Genomic DNA, 12,789 nt, shown 5'->3' on the forward strand with positions numbered 1-12,789 from the left:
TATTATTAAAATCTAAAGTTTACGTTTACAAAATATGTTGTTCCGCGTCCATACCAATATTTAGATCCAAATACAGGTGTATCCAAAGCTTTATCGTCTCGTAACTGTCTATAGTTGGCATTTCTACCTTGTTCAAACCCTCCAGTTTTATATACTTCATCTAATAGGTTATTAACACTAGCAAATATGCTAATGTACTTATCGCCTAATTTCCAGGATTTACCTCCAATAAGATTAACGACCATATAATCATTAAAACGCTCTTGTTCTAACAACTCTCTTGCTAAGTCTTCATCGTAGTCATTAAACGTGTTTCCATCAAAATCTGAAGTGAAATTTTCAGATCTGGTTAATGGACTAACATCAATATATGTGTTGGTGAAAAAATTAGCCGTTGCTCCAACCCACCAGTAATCTGGATCTCGATATTCGAACCCAACAGAATATGCTCTATGTGGTCCAGCAGCCAATTTATAATCTTTTAAGTTAGCTTGTCCAAAATCCTTAAATCCTTCAACAAAACCTGCTGCTATTGACTCATCATCAGCTTCAGTTGTTAGAAATAGGTTTGGATTATTATCGTAAGTATATTGACCTACCGAAGCAACTCCTTTTAATTTAATAGTAGGTGTTACTTGTGCTTCAATCGCTAATTCACTACCAATGTGTCTTTTATCAATGCCTTGCAATATTTCTTGAACAAATGCGGTATTATCTCCACCTATACCATCTGCAAAAAAGAAAGATATCTCGCTCGCATCTTCAATTTTAGTATAATACCCTGTTAATTTAGCCTTCACGATAGGAGAGCGAAAAATATAGCTCGCATCAACCGATGCTATTTTTTCTTCTGTTATATTAGGAACGACATTATGATTTTCTCTAGAATTAGAATAGGTGTTTCTTAGTGATGGCGCACGTGTTATATAGCCCGCATTAACATCAAATAAATGCTTACCAGTAAGTTTATATGTTAAACCTCCTTTTGCTCCAATACCAGTAAAACTAAGTTTGTCTCCTTTACCTACTGAATTATCTGGAAAGCCTCCATTTTGGTAAATACCTTCTCTTTGATATTGGGTACTTGTAACGCTACCAGACAAGTAAAAGTCTACTTTGTTATATTTAAATTGGGCTTGGGCATAACCGTTAATAATATTTGCAAATAAATTATAATTATATGCGAATCTATCGCCCTCACCTACTAATCGGTTAGGATTTAATAGATCGTTTTGAGCTTCATCAATATCGGTTGCAAAGCCATCTACATCTAAATAAGTTGTCGCTCCTAATAAATCAATTATCTCAGCAAAATTTTCAGATTTTAGCGATTTATAATTTAAAGCCGCATTGATTATAATATTTTCATTCAACTCGGTATTAAATATTGTATTAACGGTAAGTTGTTTGTCGTCTACTCGGTCTTCATATAGCGCAAAAATAGCATTACCACCATTTTGTGCGTTTGAAATATTTGCTTGATACAAAGCATTCCAATCTATTTGACCATCATTAATAAATTTTTGTTGAGCACCAAAAGCAAACTCTAAATCATCTGGAAAGTTCCTAACTAAATAACTTGGTAATTTTTGATAATATGCTGGACTTGGATTTTGCGCTCCTCCTTCTGGAAAACCATTAACTAAATCTGTGCCGTTATTATTTAAACGGCTGTTTCCAATTTTTCCGAATTGATATCCAATATTTGTATTTAATGATGTTTTGCTATTTATATCCCAATAATGATTAAGCATAACAATAGGCTCCTCCACTTCTTTTATACGTGAATTACGCTTTTCTCCATCTTGCCAACCCCAATACTCATTGTATCTAATATCTTTTAAATCATATATTTCTTGAGTATTAGGCGAAGATTTTCCTCTTCTATTAGGTGTGTAAATAGACGTAAAACTTAAACTATGCTTATCATTAAACTTCTTCTCAACAGAAGCAAAAAAGGAATTAGAATTGTAAAGTGTGGCATCTTGATAACCTTCATCACCCCAACGACGCGCAACAGAAAAAGTGTATGCAAAACCATTTTTTAACAATCCAGATGCATATGTAGCCATTAGTCTATTAGTATAACTTCTATTTGAAGATGAATACGTAACGCGACCTCCAGGTCTTGCCTGAGATGCACGAACATTAATGTTTGTAGTCCCTAGAATACCTCCAAAATTATAACTAGAAGGTGTTAACCCGACTGTTAGCTCTTGGTTTCTTACCACATCATTTAATCCACCCCAATTACTCCATTGTGGTCTTCCGTTATAGAGCTTATTCATTTCTATACCGTTAATAAGCACTGACCCATTATCGGAGTCTAAACCTCGAACTCTAAAGAATGACGAGCTAAACTCGAATGCAGCGGTTCTTTGAAATAAATCTAGTGAAGATGCTAGTAAACCTGAAATATTATCGGCTCCACTTTCATCATTATCCAATTGGTCATCGGAGAGTGTGATTGTAAATAATTCATCGGAAGATGAATTATCAACTTCTAGAGTCATATCCGTAATATTTACTGTTTGATTTTCGTTGACAATAATAGGATACCTCTTAGTAGCATAACCAATTTTTGAAATTCTTAAAATCTGCTCTCCTAAAGGCACATTCTGTGTAAATTGAAACTCTCCAAGTTCATTTGTTTGAGTTGTTTGTTCAGTTTCTTCAATAGTAACTAAAACGTCCACTATAGGTTCGAAAGATAAAGCCTCTTTTACACTTCCTTTTATTAGTGTTTGTTGTGAAAATGCTGTGAAAATTGAAAAAAAACCGAATAAAAAAATAAGTAATTTTTTCTTCATACTTGAATTTATAATTAATACCTTCATCATGTATTTAAGGAACACAAATTTACATTTTTTCTAGATAATTCATAATTTTGGCTCAAGATTTGTAGTCAAAATAACGATAAATTAATATTCTGCTAATGAGAACATCAATACCTCTTCTACTTATAGCTTTTTTTTGTTTGTTTTTTAATGCTGAAGCACAGCAAAAAAAATATAAAATTCACACCATTGCATTTTATAATCTCGAAAATTTATTCGACACTATAAATGACATTACTAAATTTGATGAAGCGAGCCCCATGATGGAATTAAAAGGAAATCGTGATGTCGTTTATAAGAAAAAAGTTAAAAATATGGCTCGCGTTATTGCCGATATTGGAAGTGACGTTACTAATAACACGCCTGCTATTATTGGTGTATCCGAAATTGAAAACCGAGAGGTGCTTGAAGATGTTGTTAATGATTCTTCATTGATTTCTAAAGATTATGGTATTATTCATTACCATTCTCCAGATGCTAGAGGAATAGATGTTGCCTTATTATATCAAAAGAAATTATTTACCCCTATTTCTACTAGCAGTCATGAATTAAAAATTTATGATGACTTGTCCAGAAAACGAGTTTATACTAGAGATCAGCTATTAGTTACGGGTAAACTAGAAGGAGACCTGATACATGTTATAGTCAATCATTGGCCTTCTAGAAGTGGTGGTGAAGCGCGTAGCAGACCAAAACGTGTCGCTGCTGCCAAATTGAGTAAATATTTAGTCGATTCTTTACAAGTTATAGATCCATATGCAAAGGTTTTTATTATGGGCGATTTCAATGATGACCCAACCAACAATAGCGTAAAAGATGTATTAAAAGCTCAAAAAAACAGAAAAAAGGTTGGTCTTAAAGGTATTTACAATCCTTATGAAAACTTCTTTAAAGATGGTTTGGGCACGACAGCCTATAGAGACGCATGGAGTTTGTTTGACCAAATACTTATTACAAAACCATTACTTGAAAAAGACTATTCGTCCTTTCGTTTTTACAAAGCAGGAATTTTTAACAAAAACTATTTGATTAATAAAAAAGGGCAATATAAAGGATACCCTTTTAGAAGTTTTTCTAACGGTGGTTTTACCGATGGTTTTAGCGATCACTTTCCTGTATATACGTTCGTTATAAGGGAAGTGAAATAAAAAAGGGAGCTAATTAATTAGCTCCCTTTTTTATTAACCTAACCAAGCATTCCATGGAATTCTCGATAAAAACAATGCCAAAGCTATACTATAGAAAATAGCAATTGTTTTTAACTTGCCTTTAGAGGTTAATTTCTTTTTATGCTTTGAATACCCAATGGTTATTAAAGCAACAGCGATAATGTTTATTAATGGGTGTTCAACTAAATACAATCTATTTACCGCATCTTTCATTATTTCTCCCATACCAAGCTCGCTAAACAAACTTAAACGCGGCGATACAAAATATAATACGAGTCCAATTAACAATTGAATGTGCGAAACAATTAAGGTAAACAATGATATTCTAAAATCTTTTGCTTCGTATTCTTTTCCTCCTATTGATTTAATTATGGCATTACCTGTTGCTAATATTAAAATTAATAAAACTAAATATGCCCAATATGAGTGTAATATTTGAACGCTACTATACATTGTATTTGATTAATTAGTTATGTTGCACAAATGTAATAATTTAAAGTATAAAAAAACCGCTTCAATTGAAGCGGTTTTTAAGTTATTTAAAAGCAAAATTTAATTGGCTACCCATTCACCTCCTGTTTTTATAAGCGAAAAATCTTCGGTTGAATCACCTGGAGCCCATGTTGCAATTGTAATAATATATTTTTGCCCTTCTGCAGCACTTGGATCCAAACTTTCTAATACAATAGCAAGACCAGTAACTACCATTTCGTCACTCCAGTTTGTACTTCCTCCAGATCTATTAAAGTTTCCAAAGCTATTTAAGTTACCTGCAGCATCCTCAAATCCAGGTTCTGTAAGTAATGCAGTTGCCACTAAATCATAATCTGATGCGACCAAAGTATATCTAATTGTGTTGTCTGGCACCCAAACTCCGTCTTCTAAACCAAATTGTAAACTTGTACGTATTACTTGCTCATGTCCAACCCAATTGCCATCAGTAAACGTATATCTATTACCTCTAATTTGAGCTCCACTAAAACTAGAAAAATAGTCGTATACCATTATAACTTCGTCTTCTTCCTGCCCATAAGCCCATGGTTCTGTGAGTCTTAAAAAGGTTGGCAAATAATCTTCTGCTGGAGTTGAACTTCCAAAATTATTAAATCGTCCTGGTTGACCAGATTCTTCACCCATTGAATCAAAATCTGAAGCACTTAAAAAATACACTCCATCTACAACTTCCCATTCACCTCCATCATAAACAAAATGCGTACCTTTTTTATCGGTACTTCCGGTAACACCTATAGTTTTTATTGCAAAAGATTCTACACGCCATCGTGGAGAGTCTGAGTCAGTAGAACTGTATTTAAGTGCAACATGAATAGTAGCTCCTCCATACGGGAAGTCTATGTCTTCGGAAAGTGACATATCTCCAAACAATGATTTATCAAAACTTACAGCCGTCCAAGTTGCTGCCATAGGATCACCTCCTGTTGTATAGTCAGTTGAAATTAATACATCAAATAATGAAGGATCCCCTAAGAAATCAATTTCCTGATTTATCTGAAATTTTAAATTGGTCATTCCAGTTAAATCAATTTCAGGAGAAATTAACCAATCTTCATTGGCTAAAGCTCCTCCATTAAATCCTGACCCTTGAGCATATCCAGATTGCGAGGTCCAACCTTCTGCTCCTAAAACATCAATATTCTCAAAATCACCAAAATTAGCAGGGAACGATGCTTGGTATACGTTAGCCAAACCAACTTCTGGATTTTCAAAATATTGCTCGTATTTAGCTAACACAATATCTCCTTCTGTAGCACCTGTAATAGCTGCATCTAAAACAGCAGGAATTTCTTCGTTTGCATAAACGTTAGGATAAAACCCAAAAGCATCACTACCTGTTGAAGCATAGTCGGCATTGGTTAACTGATAAATATCTGCCCCTGAATAATCGCTAACTCCTTCTGCATTACCAATAAATAAATTATAATTTACAGTTACAGAAGACCCATCACCTAAAAATGGATATAACTCTGCTAAAAAATCTGGTAACATAGTTTTAGCATCGTCTTCAGAATCAAATCTTGTACGATCTAAGCCCAAACCTCCATCATCTATGTCTTCAGTATAATCATCATCAGTAAGTGTAAGTTCCACTGCCTCAATAACACCAGGTTTATTTGCATTAATTTCATTATTAATATCTTCCAAAGGATTGCAACCAATCATGATTGATCCTAATATAATTACGTATAAATAATATATTCTTTTCATCTTTTTTTAAAAATTAACTGTTAATCCTACACTATATGTTCTACCTGGACCATAGTATACTAAGGCTGTTGCTGAAGTTCCATCTACATCATTTGCATCTGCTACATATTCTGTATTAAATACATTATTAATTTTAGCATTTAATATTGCTTCAAATGAACCCATGCTAAAGGCATGACTTATTCCTGTATCAAATAAACCAAACTCTGGAACTTTCCATGTATCTGGAAGGCCAGCAGTTCCTCTATTTGTAACTTGATATGACGCATACATATCTCCTGCATAATTATAATCTACATAAAAACTAGATTTTGTAGCAAATTTATAATTTGCCCCTAATGCAAATGTTGTTTGAGCCGCATCACCAACTTTTAAATCTTCGGCAAATACATCTACTTCGCCAACTGGAGTTCCATCTTGTGTTCTAACAATAGCAGAAACGTTACTTTTCCATTTCCAATCACCAATAGAAGCCATTCCTGTAAAAGTTAACTCATCGGAAAACTTATATCTAAAATCAATTTCAATACCTTGGTGTAGTGCATCCATACCAAGTAGGTTATATAAAACTCTTTCATCTCCTGGATTCACACCTGGAAGTGAGCCATTTATACCTTTATCTAACCAAGTTGTTCTATAAAGGTTAACATTAGCAGAAAGCTTTTCGCCTCTATAACCGTAACCCAATTCGACACTAAATACTTTTTCGTTTTCTGCTTCCTCATTTGGGTCTAATAAATCGTCATCTTGAAAAGCAACACCATCTAAAAATGGTGCTTTTGAAAAATATCCTACATTAACAAATACATTATTATTTATATCTAGGTTATAATTACCACCTCCTTTAATACCAAAGCCAAAGAAATTAATCGCATCCGACTCTCTATCATTAATAGGTATATCGGAATTCATAAATTCTTTCTTTTTATAATTTGTATTTGAAATGTCTGCAGCCATAAATAAATTTAAAGACTCATTAACCTGATATTCTGCCTGACCAAAAATACCCGATCTTAAAACAATACCATCATAATCTTTATTATAGCGATCTCCGACTCTTAAAGGTTTTCCAAAGGCAAACGTATCATCTTCATTATCTAAGAAAAATTGCCCTCCTAATAAATCTTCTACTTCATACCAGTGATGACCTACATAATAACGCGCATCTAATCCTCCTGAAATGGTTAACTTATCATTAATTGTATTCTTATAAGTAGACAAAATTCCATACCATTCATGAGAATTTCTTGAAGCAGAAATAATATCGGTAGAGCCTGCTGCTCCATTAGCTATATTCTCGGAAACAATTCTATCAAAATCGATTGGTTGTAATCCTGAACTACCAATTCTATAATCGCTTGAACCAATCTTAGAACCTTCATCTCTTCTTCCACCACCTGATCCAAAAGATGTATACAATGCAGTAGACAAAACAGAATTATCATTTATTTCCCATAAATGATTTAAAGAGATTTGAGGTTTATGATAAAAATTATAGGATGCATGATACACTTCACCATTTTTATAACCCCAGTCTTTATTTGCCTTTTGTGGTCCAGAATCTGTATCTAATAATTCTGCAATAGTTGAGCGATTAAAACGTTGTCCATGAGTTTGCTGAGCTCCAAATGCCGTAAACGTAAGTCTATTTCTTTCATTTAATTGTTTTGATAAACTTAAAAAATAATTGTATCCTGAAAATTCTCCACCATCAATATAACCATCACCAGAAATTTTTGATGCACTAACAGTTGCCGCAAATCCTTTATCTGATAATCCCGTAGAATATGTCATTCCATATTTAAAATAGCCATCATTAGCAATACCAGTATTAATAATACCGCCTTGTGTTGCATCTGTACTTTTAGTTATAATGTTTATTGTTCCACCAATTGATGGTACAGCAACCTTAGAAGCTCCTAGGCCTCTTTGCACTTGCATTGTGCTCGTAACATCTCCAAGACCAGCCCAGTTAGACCAAAATATTCGTCCATTCTCCATATCATTTACCGGAACACCATTAATCATTACAGCAATGTTTTCGGAACTAAAACCTCTGAGGTTAATTCTTCCATCTCCATAACCACCACCCGCTCTAGTAGCATACACACCAGGTGTAGATTTTAAAATTTCAGGAAATTCTTGTGTACTTAATTTTAAGGAAATGTCAGCCGCTTTTATCGTAGAAACTGCAACAGGTGTTTTTCTGTCTACAGCAACAGATGCAATAATTTGCACCTCTTCTAGACCAACTTGGCTAGACTCTAGCACTACATTTCCCAATGCTATATCTCCAGTAAAGGCTATAGTTTTGCTAGTGTACCCTATATAAGTAATAACAATTTCTCCTGATGATGTTTGGGTTTTAATAGTAAAGTTCCCATCAAAGTCTGATGTAACTCCATTAGTAGTCCCTTTTTCAATAACGTTAGCTCCAGGGAGTGGCAGACCTGTTCCAGTCTCCAATACTGTACCAGAAATAGTACTTTGAGCCATAGCAGAAATGGTAAATAATAAAACCATAGCTACCATTAAAAAATGAGTAGTTTTTTTCATAATTTTAGAAAAGAATTAATTAATTATTTGAAATTAGTCAAGCCAAAAATAAGCATAAAGCACTGATTATCATTAAGCAAATGTTAAGAAATTTAACAATTGTTAATAACTAAAAAAGCTGTTAACATTTCCATATTAACAGCTTTTTTCGAATATTGTAATGATATTGTTACGTTTCTAACTCTTACTCTTATAATAACTCAACAAATTACTGGTTGATGAATCATGTTTATTAACAGCATCACTGTTAAATTCATGTAAAATTTTGTTCGCCAATTGCTTTCCAAGTTCGACCCCAAATTGATCATAGCTAAAGATATTCCAAATAATACCTTGTACAAATATTTTATGTTCGTACATAGCAATTAGCTTTCCTAAGCTCTCTGGAGTTAATTTGTTTATAAAAATTGTGTTTGTTGGTTTATTCCCTTGAAATATTTTAAAAGGGATGATATTATCGTTTGTTCCTTCTGCTACAACTTCTTCTTTTGTTTTACCATTTAATAAAGCTTCGGTTTGTGCTAAAAAATTCGACGTTAATTTATCTTGATGGTCTTGATTTCCATGCAATGACTTTGTGAAACCAATAAAATCGGCTGGAATTAATTTAGTCCCTTGATGAATTAACTGAAAAAAAGCATGCTGCGAGTTTGTTCCTGGTTCTCCCCAAATAATAGTTCCTGTTTGATAGTCTATTGCTTTGCCATTTCTATCTACACTTTTCCCGTTACTTTCCATGATACCTTGTTGTAAGTAGGTAGCAAATTGATTTAAGTATTGTGAGTAAGGAATAATCGCTTCACTTTCAGCTTTAAAAAAGTTATTATACCACACACTAATTAATGCTAGAATAACTGGAATATTAGTATTAAAATCTTCGTTTTTAAAGTGCATATCCATTTTGTTAGCTCCTTTTAACAAGCTATCAAAATTGTTATATCCAACTGCCAAACTAATTGTTAAACCAACAGCACTCCACAATGAGAATCGACCACCAACCCAATCCCACATTGGAAATATATTGTTTTCATCAATTCCGAAACCTTTAACTTTTTCTATATTAGTTGAAACCGCCACAAAGTGTTTTGCAATTGCTTCTTGATTTGCCGAATGTAAAAACCACTCTTTAATAGTATTTGCATTAGATAAAGTTTCTTGTGTTGTAAAAGTTTTGGAAACTATTACAAATAACGTTGTTTCAGGATCGAGTTTTTTAATGACTTCGTTTACATGATCGCCATCAACATTACTTACAAAATGAGTAGTTAAATGGTTTTTATAAAACTGTAGCGAATCTACAACCATTGCTGGACCAAGGTCTGAGCCACCTATACCAATATTTACAACATCGGTAAATACTTTGCCTGTAAAGCCTTTTCGTTTGCCAGTTACAACTTCGTTTGTAAAGCCTTCAATTTTTTGTTTTACTTGATAAACTTCTGGCATGACATTAATACCATCAACTTTAAATTCATCAGTTTTTGAAGCTCTTAATGCTGTGTGTAATACAGCTCTTCCTTCGGTTTGATTTATTGTCTCTCCTGAAAACTGACTCTGAATAGCTTCTTTTAATTTAACTTCTTCTGCTAATTTTAATAGAAATTCTAAGGTGTCTTCTGAAATTCTATTCTTTGAATAATCTACATAAAAGTCTTCCCACTTTATGGTAAACTTATCTGCTCTTTTATTGTCCTTTGAAAATAAATCTTTCATGTGGACATACTTCATCTCTTTGTAGTGGGATTCTAAATTTTTCCAAGCTGTTGTAGTAGTTGGATTTATCTTTGGTAATGACATTTTATTTTAAGTATCTAATTGTGTAATTATTGGTTGATTTTTTTCTTCTTCGCTTATAATTTCTGGTTGAAAAAATATATTATCTAATTTATATTTTATTGGTTTTATAAAGTCTAGATATTGAACTTTTAAAGAATCTGAAATGGGTTTTGCTTCTGGTAATTTTTGTTTGAATGGGTCCACTTGCTTTCCATTTTTCCAAAAGCGATAACACACATGGGGTCCACCTGTGTTTCCTGTCATTCCTACTTTACCTATTACATCGCCTTGCTTTACAAAATCACCCACTTTAGCTAAGCGCTTACTCATATGTAAATATTGCGTTTCGTAAGTAGCATTATGCCTAATTTTTACATAATTCCCGTTGCCTCCTTTTCTTCTTGATTCAGTAACTGTACCATTAGCCGTAGCCATAATTGGTGTGCCAATAGGGGCTGCAAAATCAGTGCCTTTATGTGCACGCACTTTATAACCGTAAACCGCAATTCGACGCCTTAAGTTATATCTAGAAGATATTCTGCTAAACTTAACTGGCGCTTTTAAAAATGCACGACGCAAATTTTTAGCTTCATCGTTAAAATAATCAACAATCCCTTTTGTTGAATCTGTTTGAAAACGAAAGGCATAAAAGGGTTCGTTTTTATGTTCAAAATACGCTGCTTTAACATCGTGTACACCTACATAAATACTATCGTCTATATACTTGTCGGTATAAATCACTTTAAACCTATCTCCTTTTTGCAAACGATTAAAATCTATAGTCCATGCGTAAATTTCGTCTGCCAATTTATTTGTTAATACTGGGCTTGCTCCTTGCTCATCAATAGTCTCTGAAATACTACTTGTAACAATTCCTGTAATTGTTTTTTCAACATATTTAACAGGTTTTCTGCTGGTATAAGCATGGATAGAATCTTTAAAATTTATAACAACATATTCTTCTTTATTGGGTTGATAAATAAAGGTTTCTGGTAATTCTAATGAATCTTTAGAACACAAAATTGTGTAGGGTTTCCCCTGTTGAAAAAAACGTGCAATATTATAAGTTTCTTTTGTCTTTTCTGCTATATGAAAAATCTTCGGGTATCCTATTCTATTACGTTCTAATATTTGCCCAAAACTCTCTCCAGATTTTACAGTATCTCTTTTAACCACAAAGTCGTTAAGCTTAAAACCAAATTCGAACACATCTTGTGGTTCGACTTTGGCAATTTCTTCCTTTTTTGGTGGTTGTGGGTCATCCTTACAAGCTATAAAGAATACCCCAATAACCATCAATAAAATTAAACGTCTGTTCCCCAATTTTCTAATTCTTCTTTTGTCCATAATTCTGGAAAGAATATTCTTTTTTGATATTTTGGATGCATATATTTTACCCATTCACTTCCTCCTGTTGCTTTTGCGGTTTCTCCTCCAATATTCAAATAATGATTCGCCGTATTATAATGTGCCATTACCCATTTAATGTTAACAGTATAATCATAATGCCTCATGGCTTTAATTAATTCTTTGTTTTCCTTGGCTTCTTTAGGTAAGCTTTTAAACTTAGACCAAAGATTGTTTTTGTTATAAAAACGCGTAAACCTTATAAACTCATCTTTATATTTCTCTTCAAAAGCTTTTAAAAGGTAGCTCTTTTTTCCTGTTTTATAATCTTTTCCTGCAGCTTGCCAATATAGATGTTCGAACGCATTTTCATACGACGAATTTCTATCTATTGTGCTTCTAAAACGTTTATCAATAAGGTTAATTAGCTCCGTAGAGGCAAATTCTATTTTTCGGTATTGTGCACTTTGAAACCCGCTTGCTGGGGTTAAAGTCGTCCTAAATTTATTGTATTGATCTATATCCATTCCATCTCTCATAATGTTGAAAGAGGAAGTAAGCATATCGAAATAGCGACTAATTCGCATTAATTTTGAAGTAAACAAACACGCATCAACTTCATTTTTTTCGGCTATTTGATGAATTTCACCAAGTATCATCTTAAATAATAACTCGTTTATCTGATGATACATTATAAATACCATCTCGTCTGGAAGAACTGTACGTTGCACCTGAAGGTTTAGGAGTGCATCTGTTTGAATGTAATCCCAATAATTAATAGGTTTGCTATATAACAATCCTTCTAAATGGGTTTCAACGTCTTGACCAATTTGGTCGTATTTTTCTTTGAGCTGGTTGGTTATTTTTTTGTCCAAAGTTCC

At 33.2% G+C, this 12,789-nt stretch carries 8 protein-coding genes; 1 reads left to right on the forward strand and 7 read right to left on the reverse strand.

What is annotated here, in order from left to right:
* Positions 1 to 5: 5 nt before the first annotated feature.
* Positions 6 to 2,810 (reverse strand): carboxypeptidase regulatory-like domain-containing protein, encoded by a 2,805-nt coding sequence (locus tag Q0739_RS10610; RefSeq protein ID WP_298238705.1) that lies wholly within the window; start codon positions 2,808 to 2,810, stop codon positions 6 to 8.
* 125 nt (positions 2,811 to 2,935) lie between these two features.
* Between Q0739_RS10610 and Q0739_RS10615 the strand changes: the two genes are divergently transcribed.
* Positions 2,936 to 3,985 (forward strand): endonuclease/exonuclease/phosphatase family protein, encoded by a 1,050-nt coding sequence (locus Q0739_RS10615; protein ID WP_298238706.1) that lies wholly within the window; start codon positions 2,936 to 2,938, stop codon positions 3,983 to 3,985.
* 33 nt (positions 3,986 to 4,018) lie between these two features.
* Here the strand turns inward: Q0739_RS10615 and Q0739_RS10620 are convergent, their stop codons facing one another.
* The 6 genes from Q0739_RS10620 to Q0739_RS10645 all read right to left on the reverse strand — a co-directional run bounded on the left by Q0739_RS10620 (position 4,019) and on the right by Q0739_RS10645 (position 12,783).
* Positions 4,019 to 4,459 carry a hypothetical protein gene (locus Q0739_RS10620; protein WP_298238707.1) on the reverse strand — a complete coding sequence of 147 codons (441 nt, stop codon included), beginning with the start codon at positions 4,457 to 4,459 and terminating at the stop codon, positions 4,019 to 4,021.
* 99 nt (positions 4,460 to 4,558) lie between these two features.
* Complete coding sequence (locus Q0739_RS10625) at positions 4,559 to 6,229, reverse strand: choice-of-anchor J domain-containing protein (RefSeq protein WP_298238708.1); 1,671 nt, start codon at positions 6,227 to 6,229, stop codon at positions 4,559 to 4,561.
* Positions 6,230 to 6,235: 6 nt separating this feature from the next.
* Positions 6,236 to 8,785: a carboxypeptidase-like regulatory domain-containing protein gene (locus tag Q0739_RS10630; protein WP_298238709.1), complete on the reverse strand. Its 2,550-nt coding sequence runs from the start codon at positions 8,783 to 8,785 to the stop codon at positions 6,236 to 6,238.
* A 177-nt stretch (positions 8,786 to 8,962) separates the two neighbouring features.
* Positions 8,963 to 10,582, reverse strand: coding sequence for a glucose-6-phosphate isomerase (pgi, locus tag Q0739_RS10635; RefSeq protein ID WP_298238710.1), 1,620 nt, complete (start codon positions 10,580 to 10,582; stop codon positions 8,963 to 8,965).
* 6 nt (positions 10,583 to 10,588) lie between these two features.
* Positions 10,589 to 11,908, reverse strand: a complete 1,320-nt coding sequence (locus Q0739_RS10640; RefSeq protein ID WP_298238711.1) for a peptidoglycan DD-metalloendopeptidase family protein — start codon at positions 11,906 to 11,908, stop codon at positions 10,589 to 10,591.
* The gene (locus Q0739_RS10645; protein WP_298238712.1) at positions 11,866 to 12,783 is read right to left on the reverse strand and encodes a tryptophan 2,3-dioxygenase family protein; all 918 of its coding nucleotides are present in this window, start codon (positions 12,781 to 12,783) and stop codon (positions 11,866 to 11,868) included. Before Q0739_RS10645 ends, Q0739_RS10640 begins: the two co-directional genes overlap by 43 nt.
* Between the last annotated feature and the right edge of the window lie 6 nt (positions 12,784 to 12,789).

Source organism: uncultured Algibacter sp. (assembly GCF_947487605.1).
In the GTDB taxonomy this organism is placed as follows: Bacteria; Bacteroidota; Bacteroidia; order Flavobacteriales; family Flavobacteriaceae; genus Algibacter_D.